At 59.7% G+C, this 25,538-nt stretch carries 25 protein-coding genes; 20 read left to right on the top strand and 5 right to left on the bottom strand.

All coding sequences use genetic code 11. The features are described from left to right. Nucleotides 1–88 precede the first annotated feature (88 nt). The 4 genes from pstB to QOM10_RS28960 all read left to right on the top strand — a co-directional run bounded on the left by pstB (nt 89) and on the right by QOM10_RS28960 (nt 4,050). Complete coding sequence (gene pstB, locus QOM10_RS28975) at nt 89–922, top strand: phosphate ABC transporter ATP-binding protein PstB (RefSeq protein ID WP_016985765.1); 834 nt, start codon at nt 89–91, stop codon at nt 920–922. 125 nt (nt 923–1,047) lie between these two features. Continuing rightward, nucleotides 1,048–1,809: a phosphate signaling complex protein PhoU gene (gene phoU / locus QOM10_RS28970; RefSeq protein WP_016985766.1), complete on the top strand. Its 762-nt coding sequence runs from the start codon at nt 1,048–1,050 to the stop codon at nt 1,807–1,809. Nucleotides 1,810–1,986: 177 nt separating this feature from the next. Continuing rightward, a complete protein-coding gene (locus QOM10_RS28965) occupies nt 1,987–2,943 on the top strand; it encodes a response regulator (protein WP_316917337.1) in 957 nt (318 codons plus the stop codon). Between the two features lie 210 nt (nt 2,944–3,153). Continuing rightward, on the top strand, nt 3,154–4,050 hold the full coding sequence (locus QOM10_RS28960; RefSeq protein ID WP_127930266.1) for a peptidoglycan DD-metalloendopeptidase family protein: 897 nt from the start codon (nt 3,154–3,156) through the stop codon (nt 4,048–4,050). A 114-nt stretch (nt 4,051–4,164) separates the two neighbouring features. On the opposite strand, the gene QOM10_RS28955 is transcribed toward QOM10_RS28960, so the two are convergent. The 3 genes from QOM10_RS28955 to phoB all read right to left on the bottom strand — a co-directional run bounded on the left by QOM10_RS28955 (nt 4,165) and on the right by phoB (nt 7,724). Further along, nucleotides 4,165–5,505 carry a hemolysin family protein gene (locus QOM10_RS28955; RefSeq protein ID WP_095119766.1) on the bottom strand — a complete coding sequence of 447 codons (1,341 nt, stop codon included), beginning with the start codon at nt 5,503–5,505 and terminating at the stop codon, nt 4,165–4,167. A gap of 110 nt (nt 5,506–5,615) precedes the next feature. After that, complete coding sequence (gene phoR, locus QOM10_RS28950) at nt 5,616–6,902, bottom strand: phosphate regulon sensor histidine kinase PhoR (protein ID WP_238786360.1); 1,287 nt, start codon at nt 6,900–6,902, stop codon at nt 5,616–5,618. A 132-nt stretch (nt 6,903–7,034) separates the two neighbouring features. Further along, complete coding sequence (gene phoB, locus QOM10_RS28945) at nt 7,035–7,724, bottom strand: phosphate regulon transcriptional regulator PhoB (RefSeq protein WP_007896474.1); 690 nt, start codon at nt 7,722–7,724, stop codon at nt 7,035–7,037. A 151-nt stretch (nt 7,725–7,875) separates the two neighbouring features. Here phoB and QOM10_RS28940 point away from each other — a divergent pair, with 151 nt between their 5' ends. Then, the gene (locus tag QOM10_RS28940; protein ID WP_160042376.1) at nt 7,876–8,259 is read left to right on the top strand and encodes a hypothetical protein; all 384 of its coding nucleotides are present in this window, start codon (nt 7,876–7,878) and stop codon (nt 8,257–8,259) included. Between the two features lie 113 nt (nt 8,260–8,372). On the opposite strand, the gene ubiA is transcribed toward QOM10_RS28940, so the two are convergent. Then, nucleotides 8,373–9,263 (bottom strand): 4-hydroxybenzoate octaprenyltransferase, encoded by an 891-nt coding sequence (gene ubiA, locus QOM10_RS28935; RefSeq protein ID WP_127930263.1) that lies wholly within the window; start codon nt 9,261–9,263, stop codon nt 8,373–8,375. Beyond that, complete coding sequence (locus tag QOM10_RS28930) at nt 9,263–9,823, bottom strand: chorismate--pyruvate lyase family protein (RefSeq protein WP_316917336.1); 561 nt, start codon at nt 9,821–9,823, stop codon at nt 9,263–9,265. The genes ubiA and QOM10_RS28930 overlap by 1 nt, the downstream gene beginning before the upstream one ends. Nucleotides 9,824–10,023: 200 nt before the next feature. Here QOM10_RS28930 and QOM10_RS28925 point away from each other — a divergent pair, with 200 nt between their 5' ends. The 15 genes from QOM10_RS28925 to QOM10_RS28855 all read left to right on the top strand — a co-directional run bounded on the left by QOM10_RS28925 (nt 10,024) and on the right by QOM10_RS28855 (nt 25,530). Beyond that, nucleotides 10,024–10,191 (top strand): rubredoxin, encoded by a 168-nt coding sequence (locus QOM10_RS28925; RefSeq protein ID WP_003437744.1) that lies wholly within the window; start codon nt 10,024–10,026, stop codon nt 10,189–10,191. 20 nt (nt 10,192–10,211) lie between these two features. After that, a complete protein-coding gene (locus QOM10_RS28920; protein ID WP_127930261.1) occupies nt 10,212–11,360 on the top strand; it encodes an NAD(P)/FAD-dependent oxidoreductase in 1,149 nt (382 codons plus the stop codon). 190 nt (nt 11,361–11,550) lie between these two features. Then, entirely contained in the window at nt 11,551–11,826 is a 276-nt protein-coding gene (locus QOM10_RS28915; RefSeq protein WP_003213368.1) for an HU family DNA-binding protein, read from the top strand. A 641-nt stretch (nt 11,827–12,467) separates the two neighbouring features. Next, nucleotides 12,468–14,030, top strand: a complete 1,563-nt coding sequence (gene tssA / locus QOM10_RS28910; RefSeq protein WP_007920270.1) for a type VI secretion system protein TssA — start codon at nt 12,468–12,470, stop codon at nt 14,028–14,030. 32 nt (nt 14,031–14,062) lie between these two features. Continuing rightward, nucleotides 14,063–14,566 (top strand): type VI secretion system contractile sheath small subunit, encoded by a 504-nt coding sequence (gene tssB, locus QOM10_RS28905; RefSeq protein WP_003229587.1) that lies wholly within the window; start codon nt 14,063–14,065, stop codon nt 14,564–14,566. A gap of 25 nt (nt 14,567–14,591) precedes the next feature. Continuing rightward, complete coding sequence (gene tssC / locus QOM10_RS28900) at nt 14,592–16,067, top strand: type VI secretion system contractile sheath large subunit (RefSeq protein ID WP_007920272.1); 1,476 nt, start codon at nt 14,592–14,594, stop codon at nt 16,065–16,067. Nucleotides 16,068–16,076: 9 nt separating this feature from the next. Then, the gene (gene tssE, locus QOM10_RS28895) at nt 16,077–16,484 is read left to right on the top strand and encodes a type VI secretion system baseplate subunit TssE (protein ID WP_007920274.1); all 408 of its coding nucleotides are present in this window, start codon (nt 16,077–16,079) and stop codon (nt 16,482–16,484) included. An 11-nt stretch (nt 16,485–16,495) separates the two neighbouring features. Continuing rightward, a complete protein-coding gene (locus tag QOM10_RS28890) occupies nt 16,496–16,999 on the top strand; it encodes a PAAR domain-containing protein (RefSeq protein ID WP_122604598.1) in 504 nt (167 codons plus the stop codon). Nucleotides 17,000–17,004: 5 nt separating this feature from the next. After that, nucleotides 17,005–17,856: a hypothetical protein gene (locus QOM10_RS28885; RefSeq protein ID WP_316917335.1), complete on the top strand. Its 852-nt coding sequence runs from the start codon at nt 17,005–17,007 to the stop codon at nt 17,854–17,856. Continuing rightward, nucleotides 17,853–18,236, top strand: a complete 384-nt coding sequence (locus QOM10_RS28880) for a hypothetical protein (protein WP_160042368.1) — start codon at nt 17,853–17,855, stop codon at nt 18,234–18,236. The genes QOM10_RS28885 and QOM10_RS28880 overlap by 4 nt, the downstream gene beginning before the upstream one ends. A 101-nt stretch (nt 18,237–18,337) precedes the next feature. Continuing rightward, the gene (gene tssF, locus QOM10_RS28875) at nt 18,338–20,125 is read left to right on the top strand and encodes a type VI secretion system baseplate subunit TssF (RefSeq protein ID WP_122596749.1); all 1,788 of its coding nucleotides are present in this window, start codon (nt 18,338–18,340) and stop codon (nt 20,123–20,125) included. Next, nucleotides 20,089–21,096, top strand: a complete 1,008-nt coding sequence (gene tssG / locus QOM10_RS28870; protein ID WP_034152087.1) for a type VI secretion system baseplate subunit TssG — start codon at nt 20,089–20,091, stop codon at nt 21,094–21,096. Before tssF ends, tssG begins: the two co-directional genes overlap by 37 nt. Nucleotides 21,097–21,107: 11 nt before the next feature. Further along, nucleotides 21,108–23,765 carry a type VI secretion system ATPase TssH gene (gene tssH / locus QOM10_RS28865; RefSeq protein ID WP_316917334.1) on the top strand — a complete coding sequence of 886 codons (2,658 nt, stop codon included), beginning with the start codon at nt 21,108–21,110 and terminating at the stop codon, nt 23,763–23,765. Between the two features lie 10 nt (nt 23,766–23,775). After that, nucleotides 23,776–25,296, top strand: a complete 1,521-nt coding sequence (locus tag QOM10_RS28860) for a sigma-54 interaction domain-containing protein (protein WP_127930259.1) — start codon at nt 23,776–23,778, stop codon at nt 25,294–25,296. 93 nt (nt 25,297–25,389) lie between these two features. Next, a complete protein-coding gene (locus QOM10_RS28855; RefSeq protein ID WP_007920296.1) occupies nt 25,390–25,530 on the top strand; it encodes a hypothetical protein in 141 nt (46 codons plus the stop codon). Nucleotides 25,531–25,538 lie beyond the last annotated feature (8 nt).

The following is a 25,538-nucleotide window of genomic DNA, read 5'->3' as shown; positions in this document are numbered from 1 at the left end:
GTTTCATAGACAAACCGCAGCGCCTGAATCGCCAGCAGGCTGGCTCCCACAAAAACCGAACCGAATTTGTTAGCACAGGGAGCCTCCCATGCAGCACGAAACACACACCCACGGCATCAACATGTCTGCCCTGGGCCGCGACAAGCAGAGCCTCAGTCTCGAGCAGGAAACCGTGGCCATCGAAGTGCCGGGCCTGAGCCTGTACTACGGCGAGAAACAAGCGCTGTTCGACGTCAGCATGAACATCCCGAAGCAGCGCGTGACCGCGTTCATCGGCCCGTCCGGCTGCGGTAAATCCACGCTGCTGCGCACCTTCAACCGCATGAACGATCTGGTTGACGGCTGCCGCGTAGAAGGCGCGATCAACCTCTACGGCAACAACATCTATCGCAAGGGCGAAGACGTTGCGGAGCTGCGTCGTCGTGTCGGCATGGTGTTCCAGAAGCCCAACCCGTTCCCGAAAACCATCTACGAAAACGTGGTTTACGGCCTGCGCATTCAGGGCATCAACAAGAAGCGCATCCTCGACGAAGCGGTCGAGTGGGCGTTGAAAGGCGCGGCGCTGTGGGACGAAGTCAAAGACCGTCTGCATGAATCGGCACTCGGCCTGTCCGGTGGTCAGCAACAGCGTCTGGTCATCGCCCGTACCATCGCGGTTGAGCCGGAAGTGCTGCTGCTCGACGAGCCGTGCTCGGCCCTCGACCCGATCTCGACGCTGAAAGTCGAAGAGCTGATCTACGAGCTGAAGTCCAAGTTCACCATCGTCATCGTGACCCACAACATGCAACAGGCCGCGCGGGTGTCCGACTACACGGCGTTCATGTACATGGGCAAACTGGTGGAATTCGGCGACACCGATACCCTGTTCACCAACCCGGCGAAGAAGCAGACCGAAGACTACATCACCGGTCGTTATGGCTGATTGAAGCGGCTGCGAGCGGCAAGCTTCAAGCGGCAAGTTAGAAGCGAAGCGGCATGGATCACCACATAACAGCTTGCAGCTTGTAGCTAGCAGCTCTTGGTTAAACGCTTTTTCGGAGCGAATGCATGATTTCCAAAGAAGGTCTTACCCACCACATCTCCGCGCAGTTCAACGCTGAGCTTGAGGAAGTGCGCAGCCACCTCCTGGCCATGGGCGGGCTGGTCGAGAAGCAGGTCAACGACGCGGTGACCGCGCTGATCGAGGCCGACTCCGGCCTGGCTCAGCAGGTGCGCGAGATCGACGACCAGATCAACCAGATGGAACGCAACATCGACGAAGAATGCCTGCGCATTCTTGCCCGTCGTCAACCGGCGGCGTCCGACCTGCGTTTGATCATCAGCATTTCCAAGTCGGTGATCGACCTTGAGCGCATCGGTGACGAGGCGACCAAGATCGCTCGTCGTGCGATTCAGCTGTGCGAAGAAGGCGAAGCGCCGCGCGGTTACGTCGAGGTTCGCCACATCGGCGACCAGGTACGCAACATGGTCCGTGATGCGCTGGACGCGTTTGCCCGTTTTGACGCCGATCTGGCGTTGTCGGTGGCGCAGTACGACAAGATCATCGACCGCGAATACAAGACCGCGCTGCGTGAGCTGGCGACCTACATGATGGAAGACCCGCGCTCTATTTCGCGGGTCTTGAGCATCATCTGGGTGCTGCGTTCGCTGGAGCGCATCGGCGACCACGCGCGCAATATCTCCGAATTGGTCATTTACCTGGTGCGCGGCACCGACGTGCGCCACATGGGCCTCAAGCGCATGAAGGAAGAAGTTGAGGGTACAAGCGGCGAAACCGCTAATGTTCCGGGCAATGCTGACGATAAGTAAGATTGCCTGAGAAAAGCGCCCGGCCCTTTGGCCGGGCGTTTTTGTTTGTGCTTTTCACAAGGCAGATCGAATTAAAAAGCAGCACCCGCGAACGAAAAGTCCCGGCGTGACTGAAGAGTTTTGGCAATGTGCCATCAGCCAGCGTTATGCTTGCCGGGATTTTAATAGGGGTGTTGGATGAGCAAGATCAGTGTGTTGGTCGTGGACGATGCTTCGTTCATTCGTGACCTGGTGAAAAAGTGCCTGCGTAATTACTTCCCGGGGATCCGCACCGAGGACGCCGTCAACGGTAAAAAGGCTCAGGCCATGCTGGCCAGAGAAGCCTTCGACCTGGTCCTGTGCGACTGGGAAATGCCGGAAATGTCCGGTCTCGAGCTGCTGACCTGGTGCCGCGAGCAAGACAACCTCAAGACCATGCCGTTCGTCATGGTCACCAGCCGTGGCGACAAGGAAAACGTCGTGCAGGCGATTCAGGCCGGTGTTTCCGGCTACGTCAGCAAGCCGTTCACCAACGAGCAACTGCTGACCAAGGTCAAGCAGGCGCTGAACAAGGTCGGCAAACTCGACACCCTGATGAACAGCGCGCCGACCAAGATGAACTCGGCGTTCGGTAACGATTCCCTGAGCGCCTTGACCGGCGGCAAGCCTGCCGTGGTCGGCGGCGCTCCGGCAGCGGCGGCGGTCAACCCGTTTGCCAAACCGGTTGCTGCCGCGCCAGCGTCCGCTGCTGCGCCATCCCGTGGCCTGCTCAACAGCCCGCCGGTCAAGGCACCCGCCGCCGCGTCGGCACCGGCCAGTGGCCGAGGTCAGGGCCAATTGCGCCTGCCAAGCGGTACTCAGCAATGCGTGATCAAGGCTCTGAGCATCAAGGAAGCGTTGTTGGTGGTGAAACGCACCGACACCCTGCCGCAGATCCTCGACAGCGCCGTACTCGATCTGGAGCAGGGCGACAACGCCGAAATCGCCCGTCTCAACGGTTACTTGCACGCGGTTGTCGCGTTCGAGCCGAAACCGGACAGCGACTGGCTGCAACTGACCTTCCGTTTCGTCGATCAGGACGCTCAGAAGCTCGACTACATCTCCCGCCTGATCGCACGCGGCACGGCGCAGAAGCACTTCGTTCCGGGCGCGTGATCTTCGTCGCCTGACAGTCCGCTATCGCGAGCAGGCTCGATCCCACCCTGGAATGCATTCCAAATGTGGGAGCGAGCCTGCTCGCGAAGGGGCCATCACTTACGACTTACATTTTTCCAGACTGGCCAATTTGAAACATCTGTCGACTAGCCTGGTCTGCTTCACCTGCTAGGCTCATTTCCAGGCCTTCCTTTCGACAGACTCTTGCCCATGCTCGCGCGCCTGCTGTTTTTCTGTGGTCTCTTCATGGCCTCCACCTCGGCTGTGGCCATGACCATTTACAAATCCACCGATGCCAACGGCGTGGTCTCGTACAGTGACCGGCCGAGCAAAGGCGCGCAGGTGTTCGTTTTTCAGGACCGCATGGTCGAGCGTCTGGAGCGGCAGGTGTACCTCGACATCAAAAAGCAGAAGGGTGCCGACGTGGTCTTCGTGCGCAACGATCTGTATGCGCCGGTCGAGGTGGCGCTGGCGTTCACCGGGATGAGCAATGTGCGCGGCGCGCCGGCACAAACCATCCGCCGGGTGCTGCCGGCGCGCAGCAATACGCGGTTGGCATTGCTGACGGCGGTGTCCGGCAAGCAGCCGCTGGTGTACACGCCGCAATTTCACTATTCCCTCGGTGACCCCGCTGGAACCGCACAGGGCTATCGTTATCCGCTGCCATGGCGCGGTGGGCCGTTTCGCCTGAGTCAGGGCGCCAACGGCCAATACAGCCACTACGGGCCGAAGAACAAGTACGCGATGGACATCGCCATGCCGGTCGGCACGCCGATCATTGCCGCGCGGGCCGGGGTGGTGGTGAAGACCGAGAACTCCCAGAGCGGGCGCGGTAATGATGCTTCCGGCAATTTCGTGCGGGTGCTACACGACGACGGCACCATGGGCGTGTACCTGCACCTCAAACAAGGTTCGGTGAGCGTGCGCGAGGGGCAAAGGGTGACAGTGGGCAGTCCGTTGGCGCTGTCAGGCAACACTGGCAACAGCAGCGGCCCGCATTTGCACTTTGTTGTGCAGCGCAATACGGGGGATGGGTTGGTGTCGATTCCGTATCAGTTCAACCAGCCGCTGGGGGCGTTGCCCAACTTTGCGTTGGGCAAACAGTGATGAGGTATCTGATCTGACGCCTTCGCGAGCAGGCTCGCTCCCACCCTGGAATGCATTTCAACTGTGGGAGCGAGCCTGCTCGCGAAGGAATCGGCGCGGTGCCGGATCAGCCCATCAATCCAGCATCAACACCTTCGCCAGCACAATCTTCGGCCCTTTCATCTTCTTGATGATGATCCGCAGGCCTTCGACTTCCAGCACTTCTTCCTCTTCCGGCACCCGTTTCAGGGTTTCGTAAACCAGCCCGGCGAGGGTTTCCGCTTCGATGTGATCAAGGTCGATGCCCAGCAGGCGTTCCACCTTGAACAGCGGCGTGTCACCACGCACCAAGAGCTTGCCCGGCTGATAGGCGAGGATCCCGCGCTCAGCCTTGCGGTGTTCGTCCTGAATGTCGCCGACCAGCACTTCCAGCACGTCTTCCATGGTCAGGTAGCCGATGATGTTGCCGTCAGCCTCCTCGACCACGGCGAAGTGCGAGCCGCCCTTGCGGAACTGCTCCAGCAACTGCGACAGCGGCATGTGCCGTGACACGCGCTCCAGCGGGCGGGTCAGTTCAGCCAGGTTGAACGACTCGGGAATGTGGTCCAGCGCCGCCAGTTCCAGCAGCAGATCCTTGATGTGCAGCAGGCCGACGAACTCCTGACGCTCGCTGTCGTAGACCGGATAACGGCTGAACTTGTGGCGACGGAACATCGCCAGGATTTCTTTCAGCGGTGCGTTGAATTCCAGCGTGATCAGGTCTTCGCGGGAGTTGGCCCAGTCGACCACTTCCAGCTCGCCCATTTCCACCGCCGAGGCCAAAACACGCATGCCCTGATCGCTCGGGTCCTGGCCACGGCTGGAGTGCAGGATCAGTTTCAGTTCTTCGCGGCTGTAATGGTGTTCGTGGTGCGGGCCGGGTTCGCCCTGACCGGCGATACGCAGAATCGCGTTGGCGCTGGCGTTGAGCAAGTAGATCGCCGGGTACATCGCCCAGTAGAACAGGTACAGCGGCACCGCCGTCCACAGCGACAGCAGCTCGGGTTTACGGATCGCCCAGGATTTCGGGGCCAGTTCGCCGACCACGATGTGCAGGTACGAAATGATGAAGAACGCGGTGAAGAACGACACACCTTTGACGATCTCCGGCGACTGCACGCCGACCGCGCTCAGCAGCGGTTCGAGGATGTGTGCGAACGCCGGCTCACCGACCCAGCCGAGGCCAAGTGAGGCGAGGGTAATACCTAGCTGACAGGCCGAGAGGTACGCATCGAGTTGACTGTGTACGGTGCGCAGGATGTGTCCGCGCCAGCCGTTCTGTTCAGCGATGGCCTCGACCCGGGTCGAGCGCAGTTTGACCATGGCGAATTCCGCCGCAACGAAAAAGCCGTTGAGCAAAACCAGGATCAGAGCGAAAAGGATCATGCCGAAGTCGGCGAAAATTGTAGCGAGGGACAAGCCAGGGGAAGGGTCCATGATGGAGTTTTGCGGGTTCCGTGTGATTCAAAAGAGAGAAAAGTCGCGCCTGAAAGGCAGGCACAAGTCAGCCAATGTAGCGGCTGACCTGGCGATTGCCTAGTGCGACATTACTCAGCGGCGCTGATCGCCCGCGCCTGGGCCACCTGAGCCGGGGCGAAATGGCAGGTGAACGTGCTGCCGTGACCGGGCACGCTGCTGATCTCCATGCGTGCGCGGTGGCGCAGCAACACGTGCTTGACGATGGCCAGACCCAGGCCAGTGCCGCCAGTGTTGGAGTTGCGGCTGGAGTCGACGCGGTAGAAGCGTTCGGTCAGGCGCGGCAAGTGTTTGCTGTCGATGCCGATCCCGGAATCCTGCACGCTCAGGTGCGCGCCCTGATCGTCACCCCACCAGCGAATGCGGATGTTGCCCTCGGCCGGGGTGTACTTCACCGCGTTGAACACCAGATTGGAAAACGCGCTGCGCAACTCCGCTTCGCTGCCCTTGAGCAACAGGCTGGCATCGGCTTCGAGGCTGATGCGCTGGTTCTTCGCGCCGGACAATTGCTGCGCATCGCTCTTGATCGATTGCAGCAGGGTGTCGACCTGCACCGGCTGGTTGTCCGACGGGTAATCGGTGGCTTCGAGTTTCGCCAGCAACAACAAATCGTTGAGCAGCGTCTGCATGCGTCCGCCCTGTTGTTGCATCTGCTGCAGAGCGCGACTCCAGCGCGGGTTCACTTCTTCGACGTTGTCGAGCAGGGTTTCCAGATAGCCGCAGATCACCGTCAGCGGCGTGCGCAATTCGTGGGAGACGTTGGCGATGAAGTCTTTGCGCATCTGTTCCAGCTGATGGATACGCGTGACGTCGCGCACCAGCATCAGGTGTTCATTGTTGCCGTAGCGGGTCAGGTACAGCTGAATGCGCACGCGATCGTTGGTTGGCGAGGGGATTTCCAGCGGCTCGGCGTAGCTGTCCTGCTCGAAGTATTCCTTGAAGCGCGGATGGCGCACGAGGTTGGTCACCGGTTGGCCACTGTCCTGCGGGGTCTTGAGGCCGAGCAGGGTTTCGGCGGCGCGGTTCCACCATTCCAGGTTGCCGTCACTGTCGAGCATGATCACCGCGTCTTTCAGCGCGGCGGTGGATTCCTGCACCCGGTCGATCACCGCTTGCAGGCGCCCGCGTACGCGTTGATCACGGCGTTGCAGGTGGTAGATGCTGTCGAACACCTCGCCCCACAGCCCATAGCCGTCGGGCGGTGCTTCATCGGGTTGGTGCTGGCGCAGCCACTCGTGCAGCCGCAGCAATTGCTTGAGCGTCCAGCCCAGATAAATCCCCAGACCCGCCGCGAGGCTCCAGCCGTAATAGCCGGTGATCAGGCCGATCACCAGGCAGGCGGTGACCAGCAGCAGCATGTGGCGAATCAGGGTGCCATGCCAATTTTGATTCACGGGGGCGTCCTTAGCCGCAGCTTCAAGTTTCAAGCTGCAAGTCAGAGCGGCTCGCTGTTACTTGCCGCTTGTAGCTAGAAGCTTGCAGCTGTTTTTTTATGCTTTGGTGGAAAACCGGTAGCCGGTGCCGCGCACGGTTTGTACCAGATTTTCGTAGGCGTCGCCGAGGGCCTTGCGCAGGCGGCGGATGTGCACGTCGACGGTGCGTTCTTCAACGTAGACGTTGCCGCCCCAGACCTGATCCAGCAACTGGCCACGGGTGTAGGCGCGCTCCTGGTGGGTCATGAAGAATTGCAGCAGACGGTATTCGGTCGGGCCCATCTCGGCGGGTTTGCCGTCGATGGTCACGCGGTGGCTGATCGGGTCGAGCAGCAGGCCGCCAACTTCGATCGGCGCTTCGCCGTCGGTCGGACCGGCGCGGCGCAGCACGGCTTTGAGACGGGCGACCAGTTCACGCGGGGAAAACGGTTTGGTGATGTAGTCGTCGGCGCCGACTTCCAGACCCTGGATCTTGTTGTCCTCTTCGCCCTTGGCGGTGAGCATGATGATCGGGATGTCCCCGGTCAGTTCATCGCGCTTCAGGCGACGGGCCAGTTCGATACCGGAGGTGCCGGGCAGCATCCAGTCGAGCAGGATCAGGTCCGGCTTGCGGTCGACGATGATGGCGTGGGCCTGCTGCGAGTTCTCTGCCTCGAGGCAGTCATAGCCGGCCATTTCCAACGCAACGGCGATCATTTCACGAATGGGCGCTTCGTCGTCGACGATCAGAATGCTCCTGCCAACCATGCCTTAAACCTCTTGTCATTTAACTGTCTTGCGCCGCATTAGATAACGGAATTATTGCAGTCGTGTGACAGTATTTTAGTCCGGCAGCGATTGTGCAAATCCTCAACTAAGCTCTAAGTCCGAATCCTGACAACCACAAAAGAAGGTTTCCATGACTCAAATGACTGTTTCTTTCAAAGCACTGCTGATGGCTGCGGCCCTGACGCTGCCTGGATTTGCCATGGCCGCGGAGCCGGCCATGATGAAGGACGGCATGATGGTCGATCACAAAGGCATGACCGTTTATACGTTCGACAAGGACGCTGGCGGCAAGTCGATGTGCAACGGCGATTGCGCGAAGAACTGGCCGCCGATGATGGCGCCGGCGGGGGCCAAGGCTGAAGGCAAATGGACTGTTATCAAGCGTGATGACGGCATGATGCAGTACGCCTACGACGGCAAGCCGCTGTATACCTTCGTCAAGGATGAGAAGCCTGGAGATATGACGGGCGACAAGATGAAAGACGTCTGGCACGTGGTGCACGAGCACAAGTAACCGCAAGTCCCCTGTGGGAGCGAGCCTGCTCGCGAAAGCGGTGTGTCAGTTAACCTATTTGTCGACTGGCACGACGCCTTCGCGAGCAGGCTCGCTCCCACAGTTCGTGTGGATCAGCGCAATGCGTAATCCAGCACGATCCCGACGAAAATCGCCAATCCAGCCCAGTGGTTGTGCAAAAACGCCTTGAAACAACGCATGCGGTCACGATCGCGGGTGTACCAGAATTCCCAGGCATAACAGCCAGCAGCCACCAGCAAGCCAAGATGGAACCAGATTCCCAACTCGAATTTCGACCCCGCCAGCAGCAGGCACCCCAGCGACAACGCCTGCAAGCTCAGGATGATCACCCGATCCGCCTCGCCGAAGAGAATCGCCGTCGACTTCACACCAATCTTCAAATCGTCATCGCGATCGGTCATCGCGTAATAGGTGTCGTAACCCACCGTCCACAGCAGGTTGGCGATCCACAGCAGCCACGCTGCCGCCGGCAACTCACCGGTCTCGGCCGTGAACGCCATCGGCATGCCCCACGAGAACGCCGCGCCCAGCACCACTTGCGGGTAATAGGTGTAGCGCTTCATGAACGGATACGTGAATGCCAGCGCCAAACCGCCCAGCGACAGCCAAATGGTCGGTGCGTTGGTGCACAGCACCAGCAGAAAACTCACGCCCATCAACAGGGCGAAGAACACCAGCGCTTCTTTCGAGCTGATTCTGCCCGCAGCCAATGGCCGTTGCGCGGTGCGCTTGACGTGGCCGTCGACCTTGCGATCAGCCCAGTCGTTGATCACGCAGCCGCCGGCGCGGGTCAGCACCACGCCGAGGACGAAAATCACCACATTGGCCAGCGACGGCGAGCCCTTGCCGGCAATCCACAACGCCCATAGGGTCGGCCATAGCAGCAGGTAAATGCCGATCGGCTTGTCCATCCGCGTCAACTGAATGAAATCCCAGGCACGCGGGTTCAAGCGATTCAGCGACTTGAGCAGGCTCTGATACATCAGCAGTTCTCCGGATGGGCGCGGGCGGCATTCCACAGGCTCGGCAGGAAGATTTCCGCAACCAGGACGCTCAGCGCGCCACGATCAAAGCGCGAACGCCGGCCCCACAGCTCAGGCGCTTTTGCGTCTTGTGGCAGCCATTGTTCAGGGTAGTGGCAAACTTCGAGGGCGCGGCGCTGGAACGCCTGATCGCAAAACAGCAATTCGCCCAGCGAGCGGCTGCCCAGCTCATCCATGTGCAAACCGTCGCCCTGCAAGGCTTCGCGCGATGCCACGCTGCGGGCAAACACCCAGGCTTCGCCGTGGCCGCTCAAATACACTTCGCGCACCCAGCCTTCGCTGCCATCGGCCAGATCCAGCGCGGCACATTCGTCAGCGCGCAGGGTGTCCCAGCCTTCGAACAGCGGCGTGACGCTGAAGCCATCGCTGGACAGCCGGGTCAGGCGGCGGGTGAGGGAGCCTTCGTCGAACAGCCAATCGAGGGTCAACGAATCGGGGAGGGGCGTCAGTCGGCTTTGGGTCAGCCAGAGCGGGGTCGGGCAGGCATTTGAATGTTGCACAATGAGTCATTATTGGCCGCAAATGAGGCGGCGAGCTTACCATGGCGAGCTGCGCTATTGATTGATCCGGGGCGCCATTGCGCCGAACAGGCTTGCATCTGCCCGGCTCCATCAGTACAAAACGCCCTGAGCCGGATGGCAGCGCAACTCCATCGACCGTCCGCGCCGGCACCAAGCCTGAACCCTGAGGAAGTACCTGAATGAAAAAGTGGCAATGCATCGTCTGTGGCTTGATCTACAACGAAGCCGACGGCTGGCCGGATGACGGCATTGCGCCGGGCACCCTGTGGCAAGACGTACCGGAAGACTGGCTGTGCCCGGACTGTGGCGTCGGCAAAATGGACTTCGAAATGATCGAAATCAACTAAGCACAATCAAGGAGTAAGGCATGAGCGCACCTGTCGTCATCGTTGGCACTGGCCTTGCGGGCTACAACCTGGCCCGCGAGTTTCGCAAACTCGACAGCGAAACCCCGCTGCTGCTGATCACCGCCGATGACGGGCGCTCTTACTCCAAGCCGATGCTCTCCACCGGTTTCGGCAAGAACAAGGACGCCGATGGCCTGAGCATGGCTGAACCGGGCGCCATGGCCGAGCAGTTGAAAGCCGAGGTGCGCACTCATACGCGCATCAGCGGCATCGATGCCGGCCACAAGCGTCTGTGGATCGGTGAAGAAGCGGTGGCCTACCGTGACCTGATTCTCGCTTGGGGCGCAGAAACCGTGCGCGTGCCCATCGAAGGCGATGGCGCGGATCTGGTATTCCCGATCAATGATCTCGAAGACTACGCACGTTTCCGTGCCGCTGCGGCGGGCAAGCGCCGTGTGTTGCTGCTCGGCGCCGGCCTGATTGGCTGCGAGTTTGCCAACGATCTGATTCTTGGCGGCTACGAAGTGCAACTGGTTGCACCCTGCGAGCAGGTCATGCCGATGTTGCTGCACCCGGCCGCTGCGGCTGCGGTGCAGGCCGGGCTGGAAAGCCTCGGTGCGAAATTCCACCTCGGCCCGGTGCTGACCCGCCTGCAAAAAGTCGCCGACGGCCTGGAAGCGCACCTGTCCGACGGCCAGGTCATTCCTTGCGACGTGGTGGTCTCGGCCATCGGCCTGCGCCCACGTATCGATCTGGCGGCGGCTGCCGGCGTACAGGTCAACCGCGGCGTGGTGGTTGATCGACACCTGAAAACCTCCCACGCCAATATCTACGCCTTGGGCGACTGCGCCGAGGTCGACGGGTTGAATCTGCTGTACGTGATGCCCCTCATGAGCTGTGCGCGTGCGCTGGCGCAAACCCTCGCCGGTAACCCGACCGCCGTGAGCTACGGGCCGATGCCGATCACCGTGAAAACCCCGGTGTGCCCGCTGGTGGTTTCGCCGCCGCCACGGGGCAGCGAAGGCGTCTGGACGGTAGAAGGGCAGGGCGCCGACATCAAAGCCCTGTGCCACAGCGCCGACGGCCAATTGCTCGGCTACGCGCTGACCGGCGCCGCGGTGATGGAAAAACTTGCCCTGAACAAACAGCTTCCGGCCCTGCTGGCGTAAATACCGGTCGTTCTGTCGGAATCACCCCGCTTTTGCCCCTACAAAGGTCGCGGGGAGACTGGCGCCGCCGGTATCCGCGTGCCATTCTCACTCCCGTCTGCCGCAGAGTAGAGCCTGCGGCGCCTTGGGCGCTGTTCCAACGAGAACAGCACGGACATAACAACAAAAAACCGTCAAAGGGGCTTCACTAATGCGTAAACCAGAACTCGCCGCTGCAATCGCTGAAAAAGCAGATCTGACCAAAGAACAGGCCAACCGCGTACTCAACGCCGTTCTCGAAGAAATCACCGGCGCTCTGCACCGCAAGGACAGCGTGACGCTGGTCGGCTTCGGCACCTTCCTGCAACGCCACCGCGGCGCCCGCACCGGCAAAAACCCGCAGACCGGCGAGCCGGTCAAAATCAAGGCCAGCAACACCGTTGCGTTCAAGCCAGGCAAGTCGTTGAAAGACAGCGTTAATCCTTAATTGCGGCGAACTCCTCGAATAACGGGGAGAACCGCAGAAAAAAATGGGCACACCGATTGCGGTCGGGTGCCCATTTTTTATGCCTGCCTATTTATTGGGGCGTACAGCCTTAATAAAGGCCGAGTAATTGATTGCATTTGTTGGCTATCGATCAGCCTCACAGTTAAATCAATCCTCTATATATAAAAGCCATCATATTGATGGCACTTTCTGAGTTGGTGGTTGTCTCGCGGTGATTTGTTGAAACAACACCGAAGTCTTTCGGAATCATCCTACATCCGATTTTTTCAAAACCCGTCATGCTCCGCGCCATTCTCGCCTGCCCCGGTTTGCGGTGATCGACGGCAGCTGGAACGATCGCTCTAAATCAAGCTTTCCCGGAGGTTTGTAAGGGTATTCGAATATAAACAGAGCATCGGGGATTCCCTGACTGAATATAGGGAAACCTCCTACAACAAACAAAGAACACTTCGTCTTGTTGTTTAATCAGATGCTTGCTAGTGGCCATCATAGTGATTACGATGCGCCCACTTGAAAGAGCACATCTCAATTGGATGAGTCGCATCACTGCTCTTCGATACTGTCCCGCGCCACGGTTACTCCAATAGGCGCCTGACTGTAATCCTTAATAAAGGCCATGGATGTCCTACTCAAGCAAACTTTCCGCCCATTACCTCGAACTCGCTAAAGTCTCTGTTTCCAAAGAGAATTTCGCGGGCGAAGACGTTCGTTTTTCGAGCGAATTCGAGGCGCTGGAAAGCGAGCTGGCCAAAGCCTCGTCGATGCACGAAAGCGGGCAGATCGACTGGCTGAAAATTCGCGAGAACAGCGAAAATCTGCTGCGTACCCAATCCAAGGATCTGCGTGTCGGCGCCTGGCTGACCTGGTCGCTGTACCAGCGCGAATCCTTCCCCGGGCTGCTGGCCGGCCTCGGGTTACTGCACCATCTGTCGGAAAACAACTGGGCCGACGTTCACCCGCTCAAACCCCGCACCCGTGCCGCCGCCATCGGCTGGCTGGTGCCGCGTCTCGAGCAGGTCATCACCGAAAACATTGCGATCAAAGAGCAGTTGCCGATGTTCCGGCAGCTCTCCGAGCACCTGTCCGGTCTCGAAGCGGCGTGTGCTGAGCACCTGGGCGATGATTCGCCGCTGCTGCTGCCGATCTCCCGTCGCCTGAAAACCATGATCCAGCGCGCGGCCGACAACCAGCCGGCTCCCGGTGTGGTCGGTGCGGCGGTGGCGCAGGTCAAGCAGGCGGCGAGCCAGTTGCTCACCCCCGGCGCTCCGATCGATAACGAACGAGACGCGCACAAAGCCCTGCGCGCCCAACAGGAAAGCGCCCGCCCGCTGTGCGCCTGGTGGCTCAAGCAGAAAGCCACCGACCTGCGCGCCCTGCGCCTGAACCGCACGCTGCTGTGGATGACCATCGACGCGGTGCCGGAGCGCAACGCCGAGCAGATCACCGTGCTGCGCGGCCTGCCGCTGGAAAAGCTCAAGCTCTATCAGGACCGTTTCGATCAGGGCAAATACGCCGACCTGCTGGTGGAACTGGAGGCGAGCCTGGCGAAGGCGCCGTTCTGGTTCGATGGCCAGAGGATGGTCTGGGAGTGTCTCCAGAACCTCAACGCCGAGCTGGCAATGCGCGAAGTGGAAATCCACTTCGCGCTTTTGGTTCAACGGCTGCCCGGCATTGTCGAGTTGCGCTTCCATGACGGCGCGCCGTTTGCCGATCCGTCCACCCGCGCGTGGATCGCCGCCAACGTCATGCCGCACCTGCAAAGCGCCAGCGCGCCGCGCAAGGTCGAAAGCGAAAACGTCGAAACCCAGCCGGCCTGGGAAAAGGCCCTCGAAGAAGTCCTGCCGCTGCTGCGCAAGGAAGGCCTGAAGCCTGCCGTGCAGACGCTCAAGCAAGGCTTGCAGTCGGCCCACGGCGGTCGCGAACGCTTCTTCTGGCAGTTCGCCCTCGCGCGCCTGTGCTTCATGGCCAAGAAATACGAACTGGCCAAGAACCAGCTGGAAACCCTCGATCAGACATTACAGGACTCAGGCCTGCACGCCTGGGAGCCCGATCTTGCATTGGAAGTGCTGCATTTACTGCATAGCTGCTGCGAATTGTTGCCGCAGAACCATGCTGTACGTGAACGCAAGGAAGAGATTTATCGCAGGCTGTGCCACCTCGACCTCGAAGTGGTACTCGAATAGGCCCCAGGGCCACAACCGCAAGGAGAAAAGCCATGGCCAAAGAAGGCTCGGTAGCCCCCAAGGAACGCATCAACGTCACCTTCAAACCCGCCACCGGCGGTGCTCAGGAAGAGATTGAACTGCCGCTGAAGCTGCTGGCAATCGGTGACTACACCCACCGCAAGGACGATCGCAAAATCGAAGATCGCAAGCCGATCAGCATCGACAAGATGACCTTCGACGAAGTGTTGGCCAAGCAAGAACTGGGTCTGACGCTGAGCGTGCCGAACCGTCTGCAGGAAGATGGCGAGGCCGACGAGCTGGCTGTGCAACTGCGCGTCAATTCGATGAAGGACTTCAACCCGGCCAGCCTGGTCGAGCAAGTGCCTGAGCTGAAAAAACTGATGGAACTGCGCGATGCGCTGGTGGCCCTCAAAGGCCCGCTGGGTAACGCACCTGCGTTCCGTAAAGCGATCGAAGGCGTGCTCGCCGACGACGAATCCCGCGGTCGCGTACTCGGTGAGCTGGGCCTGAACGCCGCAGCCCCGGACGCCTGAGACTCCAGCCAAGGAAGCCAACACAATGAGCACTAGCGCAGCACAAGAGAAGAGCGCCGGCAACGGCGAGTACAGCATTCTCGACAGCATCATCGCCGAAACCCGTCTGACTCCGGACGACGAAGCCTACGACATCGCCAAGCGCGGTGTGTCGGCGTTCATCGAAGAACTGCTCAAGCCGCAGAACAACGGTGAGCCGGTCAAGAAGGCCATGGTTGACCGCATGATCGCCGAGATCGATGCCAAGCTCAGCCGTCAGATGGACGAAATCCTGCACCACCCGGACTTCCAGGCTCTGGAATCGTCGTGGCGTGGTCTGCAGTTGCTGGTCGACCGCACCAACTTCCGCGAAAACATCAAGATCGAAATCCTCAACGTCTCCAAAGAAGACCTGCTGGACGATTTCGAAGATTCGCCGGAAGTCATGCAGTCGGGCCTGTACAAGCACATCTACACCGCTGAATACGGCCAGTTCGGTGGTCAGCCTGTGGGCGCGATCATCGCTAACTACTACATGTCGCCAAGCTCGCCAGACGTGAAGCTGATGCAGTACGTTGCCAGCGTTTCGTGCATGTCGCACGCGCCGTTCATCGCTGCTGCCGGCCCGAAATTCTTCGGTCTGGAAAGCTTCACCGGCCTGCCGGATCTGAAAGATCTGAAAGACCACTTCGAAGGCCCGCAATTCGCCAAATGGCAGAGCTTCCGTACCTCGGAAGACTCCCGTTATGTTGGCCTGACCGTGCCGCGTTTCCTGCTGCGTAACCCGTACGATCCGGAAGAAAACCCGGTCAAATCGTTCGTGTACAAGGAAACCGTTGCCAACAGCCACGAGCACTACCTGTGGGGCAACACCGCTTACGCGTTCGGCACCAAGCTGACCGACAGCTTCGCCAAATTCCGCTGGTGCCCGAACATCATCGGCCCGCAGAGCGGTGGCGCGGTTGAAGACCTGCCGTTGCACCATTTCGAAAGCATGGGCGAAATCGAAACCAAGATTCCTACTGAAGTTCTGGTTTCCGACCGTCGTGAATACGAACTGGCCGAGGAAGGCTTCATCTCCCTGACCATGCGTAAAGGCTCCGACAACGCGGCGTTCTTCTCCGCCAGCTCGGTGCAGAAGCCGAAGTTCTTCGGCATCAGCGCAGAAGGCAAGGCGGCAGAGCTGAACTACAAGCTCGGCACCCAACTGCCGTACATGATGATCGTCAACCGCCTGGCTCACTACTTGAAAGTGCTGCAGCGCGAGCAACTCGGTTCGTGGAAAGAACGTACCGACCTCGAGCTGGAACTGAACAAGTGGATCCGTCAGTACGTCGCCGACCAGGAAAACCCGAGCGCCGAAGTCCGTGGCCGTCGTCCGCTGCGCGCTGCGCAAGTGATCGTCAGCGACGTTGAAGGCGAGCCGGGCTGGTACCGCGTGAGCTTGAACGTGCGTCCGCACTTCAAGTACATGGGTGCCGATTTCACCCTGTCGCTGGTTGGCAAGCTGGACAAAGAGTAAGAGCGACTCATGGACGGATACGGCAGCCTGTTCGAACGCCTCAACGGCGACGCGCAACTACGCAAGGGCAACAGCCTTGAGGCTTGTGCCATGGCGTCAGTGGCTGCCCATCTGGCCAAAATGCTCAGCACCCGGGCCGGCAGCGTGCAAACGCTGGCCGACTACGGGTTGCCCGATCTCAATGACATGCGCCTGAGCCTGCACGACTCCCTGAGTCAGGCCCGTCTGGCCATCGAAAACTTCATCGAAGCCTACGAGCCGCGCCTGAGCAACGTGCGTGTCATTTCCCTGCCGCGTGACCACGATCAACTTCGCCTCGCCTTCAGCATCGAAGGCCTGCTGGAAGTTGAAGGGTTCAAGCGTCAGGTCAGTTTTTCCGCGCGCCTGGATGGCAGCGGTCAAGTGAAGGTCACCTAAGGAGATCCCCGATGTCTGGCAAACCCGCAGCACGCGTATCCGACCCCACCGCTTGCCCACTCCCCGGCCACGGTACCAACCCGATCGCCGCCGGTTCCGGCGACGTGTTCTTCGACGGCCTCGCGGCCGCCCGCCAAGGCGATGCCTCGGCGTGTGGTGGTGCGATGTCGGGTGGTTTGGCGACCACTGTGTTGATCAACGGCAAACCTGCCGCGACGGTTGATTCGGTGGGTACCCATGGCAACAAGGTTACGGCTGGATCCGGGACGGTGATTATCGGGAATTCGCATTCGCCGGCGCCGTTTGTGCCGCCGTTACCGGTCATCATCCCTGGAATATTCAATCGTGTCTTTGAATTCAAAACCGCAGATGGAAGAACGGTTGAAAATTTAAACTACACCATGCGCTCTGATAGCGGGATTGAGAAAATAGGTTCAACGTCAACAGGCATGTCAGGTGGTTTTTCAACTGGAAAGACGGCAGAGCCTGTAACTATATACATTTCGGCGGACTAGTAGGTATGGAGACCATAATCAACATCGATGGTGTCGCTTACACCTTTGTGACTCAGGATCAGGTGACTACACTTAAAGTTCTTGCCGAAACAACTGAGAGCAAGGATGCGAAGCCTAAGACAGTTGATCTTCCGTTGGCCTGGATTATTACGCGAAAAAGTGGAGTGCCTCTCTTCGCTTTGAAACCGGGTAAGGATGACTCTCCATTCAGAATCATCACCGCGGAGAAACTGTACGCAGAAAAGGGTCAGTGGTTCGAACCGTTAGCCAGATATTACAGAGAACTTATCTGGATCAATCCAGAAACAACGCAGGCCGGAACAGAGTCGAATACGGCTTATAAACATGTTACCTGGCAGGAGCTGATCGATTTTGCAATTGTTGACCGCTTTTCCTTCACGTTTCACTCCGGAATGCCGGGTGACTGGAAATTCCGTGCCGTGGGCGGTGCTGAGTTTTTGATGGTGTTCATGGAGGATAAACCCTATTGGACTGATGGCATTGGCCAGGTGCCGTTTGCGGTTAACACCTATAGAAAGTATCTGCGAGAAACAAAGCAGGTAGAGCTCGCAATAAAGATGGCTGGTGAAACCGGTGTGACTTGGGGCGACGGCAAAGCCTATACCGGAGCAGAGCGAGGACCGAAAGACGTCTACGATAACTTCATCATATTACGAGGGATATTGTGGGCAAAAGAAAACTGCAAGTTGGTTGTGAAAAAAGACACGGTATACGATAAAGGTATCCCGCACACAATTGAACTTACTGATGCACCCTTTGTGCCAGTATCAAATGCGAAATTGATGAATCCAATTTCGCAAGGCGATATGGATCAGTACGGGACTTGGAATAAATGAAAGCTCGTCGCTTAATTGGCTGTATTCCGCATCTAATAGTGTGTGCTCTGTACGTTCCGCTGCATAACTACGGTGTCGACTTATATATCGGAGTGTATGGTGGATTGACATCGAGAGGTATCGGCATCGGTATGACGCCGGATCTAATGGTTCAGTATTTTGTGGTGATGAACGCTATAACTTTTTTTATCCCCAAGCTGAAATTAAAAGTCCTCTGTGTCTCATTTATGCTTGCGCTTATCTTGTACTATTTTTTGCCTCACTACCCCGTCCGCGCGATGGCTTACACATTGATGGGTGGTGTCCTGACTTTTGCGGCGATATTCGCTGGTCAGTTAATCGATCGCCTTTTTTTTTCAAAAAGAGAAGTTGAAGCATGACTGTCGGGCGTCATTGCCGACATTGCTCGCGGGGAGTTCCTAGCCCGCATGAACCGTTCTGCTGTTTTTTCAAATGAGTTCCACTACCAGGCAGGTAACCCGTGTCGTTTAACCACTACTACCAAAGCGAACTCACCGCACTGCGCCAACTCGGTCGCCGTTTCGCCGAGCGTAGTCCGGCGTTGGCGCCGTATCTGGGCCAGGCCGGGCGGGATCCGGACGTGGAGCGGTTGCTCGAAGGCTTTGCGTTTCTGACTGGGCGGCTGCGCCAGAAGCTTGATGACGAGTTGCCGGAACTCAGCCATTCGCTGATGCAATTGCTGTGGCCGAACTACATGCGCCCGCTGCCGGCGTTCAGCATTTTGCAGTTCGATCCGCTCAAGCGTTCCGGGCCGGCGTTGCGCGTCGAGCGCGATACGCCGATTGAAAGCAAGCCGATCGAAGACGTGCGTTGCCGCTTCCGCACCTGCTATCCGACCGAAGTGTTGCCCCTCGATCTGGCCGCACTGAACTACTCGGTGAAGGGCGACGGCTCGCTGCTCAGCCTGCGTCTGGAAATGAGCGCCGACGGCCACCTCGGTGAGCTGGAACTGAGCAAACTGCGTCTGCACTTTGCCGGTGAGCGCTATATCAGTCAGATGCTCTACCTGAGCTTGCTGCGCAATCTTGAAGGCATCGAACTGATCCCGCTCGACGGCGCCGGTAAACCGATTGATGGCGTCAGCGGCAAGCCGATGGCGTTCAAGATTCCCGGTGATCGGGTCAAACCGGTGGGCTTTGCCGAAGAAGAAGCGTTGATCCCGTATCCGCTGAACACCTTCCGTGGCTATCGCTACCTGCAGGAATACTTCGCCTTTCAGGACAAGTTCCTGTTCGTCGACGTCAACGGTCTGGACATCATCAACGCACTGCCGGAAGACACGCTCAAGCAGATGCGCGGGCTGGAATTGCGCTTCGATATTCGCAAGAGCGGCATCATGCGCATGCGGCCGACCCTGGATAACGTGAAGCTGTTCTGCACGCCGATTGCCAACCTGTTCGCCCACGACGCGCTGCCGATCCGCCTCGACGGCAAGCAGGACGAATACCTGCTGCTGCCAGCGGAATACGATCTGGAAAACTGCGGTGTGTTTTCGGTCGAAACCGTGACCGGCTGGAAGCCCGGCGGCCTCGGTTATCAGGAATACGTGCCGTTCGAATCCTTCGAGCACGACCCGAGTTTCGACGTGCCCAACAGCCGTCCGCATTACAGCATTCGCCAGCGTTCGTCCTTGCTGCACGACGGCCTCGACACCTACCTGAGCTTCGGCATCCGCCACACCGAAGCCCACGAAACCCTGTCGATCGAGCTGATCTGCACCAACCAGAACCTGCCGCGCAAGCTCAAGCTTGGCGACATCTGCATGGCCTGCGAAGAGACGCCGGAGTTCCTCAGTTTCCGCAACATCACCCCGGCCACGTCGAGCTTCGCGCCACCGCTGAACCGTGACTTCCTGTGGAAGCTGATCAGCAACATGTCGCTTAACTATCTGTCGCTGGCCGACGTCAATGCGTTGAAGGTGATTCTCGAAACCTACGACTTGCCGCGCTATTACGACCAGCACGCGGAGAAGGTCAGCAAACGCCTGCTCGGCGGCCTCAAGCACATCAAGCATCACCACGTCGACCGCTTGCACCGTGGGTTGCCGGTGCGCGGTTTGCGCACCGAACTGACCATCGACCCGGAAGGGTATATCGGCGAAGGCGACCTGTTCGTTTTCGCTTCGGTTCTTAACGAGTTTTTCGCGCTTTACGCCAGTCTCAATTCATTCCATGAGCTGCGCGTAAAAAGCACACAGGGAGAGGTGTACCAATGGACACCACGTATGGGCCTGCAGCCCCTGCTTTAAGCGGGCTGACCAAGGTAATACGCGAGTACTCGCTGTTTCAGGCCGTGCTGCTGGTGATCGACCGGCTGCGCGAGGCACACCCGTACCTGAGCGAAGACGATCTGTACGACCACGTGGAGTTCCAGGCCAACCCGAGCCTCGGTTTTCCGCGCAGCGACGTCGATCGCGTGGAGTTTTTCGAAGAACACGGGCAGATGCGCGCGCGCATGCGTTTCAACCTGATCGGCCTGGTCGGCTCGGGTTCGCCGCTGCCGGCGTTCTACGGCGAACAAGCCTTGGGCGATAGCGAAGACGGCAACCCGACGCGCAACTTCCTCGATCTGTTCCACCATCGCCTGCAACGGCTGATGCTGCCGATCTGGCGCAAGTACCGCTACCGCGCGAGCTTCCAGAGCGGCGCGATTGACCCGTTCTCCTCGCAGCTGTTCGCCCTGATCGGTCTGGGCGGCGAAGAGATTCGCAAGGCCAAGGAACTCAACTGGAAACGCCTGCTGCCATACCTCGGCCTGCTCAGCTTGCGCGCGCACTCGGCGGCGCTGATCGAAGCCGTGCTGCGTTACTACTTCAAGCACGAAGACCTGGTCATCGAGCAGTGCATCGAGCGCCGCGTAGAAATTCTCGAAGAGCAGCGCAATCGTTTGGGCCGCGCCAACAGCCTGCTCGGTGAAGACCTTGTGCTCGGCGAGCACGTGCGCGACCGCAGCGGCAAATTCCGCATTCACATCACTGAACTCGACTGGCAGCGATTCCATGAATTCCTGCCGATCGGTTTCGGTTACCAGCCGCTCTGCGCGCTGGTGCGGTTCACCTTGCGTGACCCGCTCGATTACGACATCCGCCTGGTTCTGCGCCAGGAAGAAATCCGCGAACTGCGCATCGGTGAGCAGAACGCCTGTCGCCTCGGTTGGACCAGTTGGCTGGGCCGCGAAAAAGCGGACGGCGTGGTGACCCTGGGCAGCAAAATTCATTAAGGACGTGAGCCATGATCAACGTAGACCTGCAACAACTCATCCAGGCGCTGGACGCCGAAACCCGTCGTGATCTGGAACGTTCCGCCGAGCGTTGCGTGGCCCGTGGCGGCAGCAAGATCCTCGTCGAAGACCTGATGCTCGGCCTGCTCGAGCGTCCGAACGGCTTGTTGTCGCGCGCACTGCAGGATGCCGACGTCGACGCCGGTGAACTGAGCGCCGCGCTGCAATCGCGCGTCGAACACAGCGCTTCGCGCAACCCGGTGTTCGCCCCGGAACTGGTGCAGTGGCTGCAAGATGCGCTGCTGGTGGCCAACCTCGAACTGGGTCAGACCCAGGTTGAAGACGCCGCGTTGATCCTTGCCCTGCTGCGCAATCCGATGCGCTACGCCGGCAGCCGTTATCAGCCGCTGCTCGCCAAGCTGAACATCGATCGCCTGAAGGAATTTGCCCTGTCGCAGAAAGAGCAACCGGCGGCCAATGGCAAACCGGCCGCCCAAGGCGAATCGCTGCTACAGCGCTTCACCCACAACCTGACCCAGCAGGCCCGCGACGGCAAACTCGACCCGGTGCTGTGCCGTGACGGCGCGATCCGCCAGATGGTCGACATCCTCGCCCGTCGTCGCAAGAACAACCCGATCGTCGTCGGTGAGGCCGGTGTCGGCAAGACCGCCATCGTCGAAGGTCTGGCGTCGCGCATTGCTGCCGGTGAAGTGCCGCAAGTGCTCAAAGGCGTTGAACTGCTGTCGCTGGACATGGGCTTGCTGCAGGCTGGCGCCAGCGTCAAAGGTGAGTTTGAGCGTCGCCTCAAAGGCGTGATCGACGAAGTCAAAGCCTCGCCGAAGCCGATCATTCTGTTTATCGACGAAGCCCACACCCTGATCGGCGCGGGCGGCAATGCCGGCGGTTCTGATGCGGCCAACCTGCTGAAACCGGCACTGGCCCGTGGCGAATTGCGCACCATCGCTGCGACCACTTGGGCCGAGTACAAGAAATACTTCGAGAAAGACCCGGCGCTGGCCCGTCGTTTCCAGCCAGTGCAACTGCACGAACCGACCGTCAGCGAAGCGGTGACTATCCTCCGTGGTCTGGCCCAGGTTTACGAGAAGAGCCACGGCATCTATCTGCGTGATGACGCGGTGGTCTCGGCGGCGGAATTGTCCGCACGTTATCTGGCCGGTCGGCAACTGCCGGACAAAGCCGTCGACGTCCTCGACACCGCGTGCGCCCGCGTACGCATCAGCCTTGCCGCTGCACCGGAAAGCCTCGAGCGCCTGCGTGGCGAACTGGCTGAAGGAGGCCGTCAGCGTCAGGCCCTGCGCCGCGATGCCGAAGCCGGTCTGCTGATCGACCACGAAGCGCTGGATGCTCTGGAAGCTCGTCTCGACGAAGCCGAAGACGAAATGGTCGCGCTGGAAACCCTGTGGACTGAACAGAAGCAACTGGCCGAGCGCCTGTTGGAACTGCGTCAGCAACTGGCCAAGGCCCGCGAAGCTGCAGCGGTCGAGCCAGTGGTGACAGTTGAAGAAGACGCCGAAGGCACCGTGATCGAAACCGTTGCCGCCGAAGTCGAAGAAGGCCAAAGCGTCGAAGCGCTGGAAGCCCAGCTCAACGAAACCCACAGCGCCTTGACCGCCGCACAGGTCACGGAGCGTCTGGTCAGCTTCGAAGTGTGCCCGCGTCTGGTTGCCGAAGTGATCAGCGCCTGGACCGGCGTGCCATTGGCGCAACTGGCTCGCGAACACAACGCCAAAGTCGCCAGTTTCGCCACCGACCTGCGCACGCGCATCCGTGGTCAGGAACAGGCCGTGCACGCACTGGATCGCTCGATGCGCGCCACCGCTGCCGGCCTGAACAAGCCTGACGCGCCGGTCGGTGTGTTCCTGCTGGTCGGCCCGAGCGGCGTCGGTAAAACCGAAACGGCGTTGGCCCTCGCTGACTTGCTCTACGGCGGCGACCGCTTCATCACCACCATCAACATGTCCGAATTCCAGGAGAAGCACACCGTTTCCCGCCTGATCGGCGCGCCACCGGGCTACGTCGGTTACGGCGAGGGCGGCATGCTCACCGAAGCCGTACGCCAGAAGCCGTACTCGGTGGTGCTGCTCGATGAAGTCGAAAAGGCTGACCCGGACGTGCTTAACCTGTTCTACCAAATCTTCGACAAAGGCGTGGCCAACGACGGCGAAGGTCGCGAGATCGACTTCCGCAACACGTTGATCCTGATGACCTCGAACCTCGGCAGCGACCGCATCAGCGACCTTTGCGAAAACGGCGCACGCCCGACCGCTGAAGTCCTCGAAGAAACCATCCGCCCAGTGCTGAGCAAACACTTCAAACCGGCGCTGCTGGCACGGATGAAAGTGGTGCCTTACTACCCGGTCGGCGGCCCGGTATTGCGCGAGCTGATCGAGATCAAACTCGGTCGTCTCGGCGAGCGCCTGAATCGTCGTCAGCTGGATTTCAGCTGGTGCCAGAACCTCGTCGATCACCTGTCCGAGCGTTGCACGCAAAGCGAAAGCGGTGCGCGTCTGATCGACCATCTGCTCGATCAGCACGTGCTGCCGCTGGTGGCTGACCGCTTGCTCGATGCCATGGCTACCGGTGAAAGCCTCAAGCGTGTGCATGCCACGCTCGACGGCGAGTCCAGCGTGACGTGCGAGTTCGCCTGAGGTGGGTGTGATGTTCACTCAGGTGCCGCAGCCACTGGTCTATGCCGAAGCGTTGCTGGCGCAGTTCGCCAGTCTGTCGCGGGCGGCGGACGGTGCTGCGTTGCTGGGTGATTTTGTGCGCGGGTTGGCCGAGCTGAGCGGTTGCGAACTGACGCAGCTGTATCTGCTCGACGCCACCCACACGTGCCTGGGGATGAACGCCGAATGCCTCGACGGCGCCCTGCAACCGCGTGAAGCGGCGAGCCTGCCGGCGGATTACAACGGTGAACAACTGTTGCAATTTGCCCTGTGCCAGAACCGTGTGGTGTGCCTCGACGACTTGAGCGGCAGCCTGCACGAAACCAGTTTTCTGCCGGCGGCAACCTCGCCGTGGCAGTCGCTGTTGTGCGTGCCGCTGGTCAATCAGCACAAAGCTGTTGAAGGTTTGCTGCTGTGCGCCAGCCGTCGTCGCACCCACCTGCAAGGCTTCGCCGATTCCCTTGGCCAGCTCGGCTCGTTCGTGCTTGGCCAATTGCATTTGCTGCAACGCTTGCGTCAGCCGTTGGCAGAGTCGGCATCGGTTGTGCGCAGCGTGCCGAGCATCAGTGGCTATGGCTTGATCGGTAAAAGCGCGGCGATGCGCCAGACCCATTCGCTGATCAGCAAAGTCCTGCACAGCCCGTACACCGTGTTGTTGCGTGGCGAAACCGGCACCGGCAAGGAAGTCGTGGCGCGGGCGATTCACGATTGCGGCCCGCGCCGTTCCCAGGCGTTTATCGTGCAGAACTGCGCGGCGGTTCCGGAAAATCTGCTGGAAAGCGAGCTGTTCGGCTATCGCAAGGGCGCGTTCACCGGCGCCGATCGCGACCGTGCCGGGCTGTTTGATGCGGCCAATGGCGGCACGCTGTTGCTCGACGAAATCGGCGACATGCCGCTGTCGTTGCAAGCGAAGATCTTGCGCGTGTTGCAGGAAGGCGAGATTCGTCCGTTGGGTTCCAACGACACGCACAAGATCGACGTGCGCATCATCGCCGCGACCCACCGCGATCTGTCGACGCTGGTCAGCGAGGGCAAATTCCGCGAGGACTTGTATTACCGTCTCGCGCAATTCCCGATCGAGCTGCCGGCGCTGCGTCAGCGTGAAGGCGACATCCTCGAATTGGCCCAGCACTTCGCCGAGAAGACCTGCACGTATTTGCAACGCGATCCGGTGCGCTGGTCGAGTGCGGCGTTGGAACATCTGTCTGGCTACAACTTTCCCGGCAACGTGCGTGAGCTCAAGGCCTTGGTCGAGCGCGCGGTGCTGTTGTGCGAAGGCGGCGAGTTGCTCGCCGAGCATTTTTCCCTGCGCATGGAGCCGATGCCGGAAGACAACAGCCACCTGAATTTGCGCGAACGTCTGGAGCAGGTCGAACGCACTTTATTGCTCGATTGCCTGCGCAAGAACGACGGCAACCAGACCCTCGCCGCCCGTGAACTGGGCCTGCCGCGACGCACGCTGCTATATCGGCTCGGCCGGCTGAACATCAATCTGGGAGATTTCGATGGGTAGGCAAAACGTCATCGAAATCCTCGCAAAAACCAATTTCAGCGCCGCCCGCAAGGGTCGGCGCTTTGTGCTTTGTCTACACCTGGAGACCCTCTGATGTCTGTTCGTCACTGGCAAGCTGTCCTGCTGACCCTCGTCGTTCTATGCGGCCTTGGCGGCTGTAGCGGTAATTACAAATTCAACGACAACGACTATCGCCCGTTGGGTGATCCGCAAGCGGTCAATCGCGGCAAGTGACCGCAAGG

It is taken from the genome of Pseudomonas sp. P108 (genome assembly GCF_032613195.1).
Classification (GTDB): Bacteria; Pseudomonadota; Gammaproteobacteria; order Pseudomonadales; family Pseudomonadaceae; genus Aquipseudomonas.
The sequence above is the reverse complement of the archived record's forward strand: the minus strand, read 5'-3'. Positions and strand labels throughout refer to the sequence as shown.

What these genes read in the sequence shown, in the direction of transcription:
- pstB (WP_016985765.1), top strand. Translation starts at nt 89, where the DNA reads ATGCAGCACGAAACACACACCCACGGCATCAACATGTCTGCCCTGGGC.
- phoU (WP_016985766.1), top strand. Translation starts at nt 1,048, where the DNA reads ATGATTTCCAAAGAAGGTCTTACCCACCACATCTCCGCGCAGTTCAAC.
- QOM10_RS28965 (WP_316917337.1), top strand. Translation starts at nt 1,987, where the DNA reads ATGAGCAAGATCAGTGTGTTGGTCGTGGACGATGCTTCGTTCATTCGT.
- QOM10_RS28960 (WP_127930266.1), top strand. Translation starts at nt 3,154, where the DNA reads ATGCTCGCGCGCCTGCTGTTTTTCTGTGGTCTCTTCATGGCCTCCACC.
- QOM10_RS28955 (WP_095119766.1), bottom strand. Translation starts at nt 5,505, where the DNA reads ATGGACCCTTCCCCTGGCTTGTCCCTCGCTACAATTTTCGCCGACTTC.
- phoR (WP_238786360.1), bottom strand. Translation starts at nt 6,902, where the DNA reads ATGCTGCTGCTGGTCACCGCCTGCCTGGTGATCGGCCTGATCACCGGC.
- phoB (WP_007896474.1), bottom strand. Translation starts at nt 7,724, where the DNA reads ATGGTTGGCAGGAGCATTCTGATCGTCGACGACGAAGCGCCCATTCGT.
- QOM10_RS28940 (WP_160042376.1), top strand. Translation starts at nt 7,876, where the DNA reads ATGACTCAAATGACTGTTTCTTTCAAAGCACTGCTGATGGCTGCGGCC.
- ubiA (WP_127930263.1), bottom strand. Translation starts at nt 9,263, where the DNA reads ATGTATCAGAGCCTGCTCAAGTCGCTGAATCGCTTGAACCCGCGTGCC.
- QOM10_RS28925 (WP_003437744.1), top strand. Translation starts at nt 10,024, where the DNA reads ATGAAAAAGTGGCAATGCATCGTCTGTGGCTTGATCTACAACGAAGCC.
- QOM10_RS28920 (WP_127930261.1), top strand. Translation starts at nt 10,212, where the DNA reads ATGAGCGCACCTGTCGTCATCGTTGGCACTGGCCTTGCGGGCTACAAC.
- QOM10_RS28915 (WP_003213368.1), top strand. Translation starts at nt 11,551, where the DNA reads ATGCGTAAACCAGAACTCGCCGCTGCAATCGCTGAAAAAGCAGATCTG.
- tssA (WP_007920270.1), top strand. Translation starts at nt 12,468, where the DNA reads ATGTCCTACTCAAGCAAACTTTCCGCCCATTACCTCGAACTCGCTAAA.
- tssB (WP_003229587.1), top strand. Translation starts at nt 14,063, where the DNA reads ATGGCCAAAGAAGGCTCGGTAGCCCCCAAGGAACGCATCAACGTCACC.
- tssC (WP_007920272.1), top strand. Translation starts at nt 14,592, where the DNA reads ATGAGCACTAGCGCAGCACAAGAGAAGAGCGCCGGCAACGGCGAGTAC.
- tssE (WP_007920274.1), top strand. Translation starts at nt 16,077, where the DNA reads ATGGACGGATACGGCAGCCTGTTCGAACGCCTCAACGGCGACGCGCAA.
- QOM10_RS28890 (WP_122604598.1), top strand. Translation starts at nt 16,496, where the DNA reads ATGTCTGGCAAACCCGCAGCACGCGTATCCGACCCCACCGCTTGCCCA.
- QOM10_RS28885 (WP_316917335.1), top strand. Translation starts at nt 17,005, where the DNA reads ATGGAGACCATAATCAACATCGATGGTGTCGCTTACACCTTTGTGACT.
- QOM10_RS28880 (WP_160042368.1), top strand. Translation starts at nt 17,853, where the DNA reads ATGAAAGCTCGTCGCTTAATTGGCTGTATTCCGCATCTAATAGTGTGT.
- tssG (WP_034152087.1), top strand. Translation starts at nt 20,089, where the DNA reads ATGGACACCACGTATGGGCCTGCAGCCCCTGCTTTAAGCGGGCTGACC.
- tssH (WP_316917334.1), top strand. Translation starts at nt 21,108, where the DNA reads ATGATCAACGTAGACCTGCAACAACTCATCCAGGCGCTGGACGCCGAA.
- QOM10_RS28860 (WP_127930259.1), top strand. Translation starts at nt 23,776, where the DNA reads ATGTTCACTCAGGTGCCGCAGCCACTGGTCTATGCCGAAGCGTTGCTG.
- QOM10_RS28855 (WP_007920296.1), top strand. Translation starts at nt 25,390, where the DNA reads ATGTCTGTTCGTCACTGGCAAGCTGTCCTGCTGACCCTCGTCGTTCTA.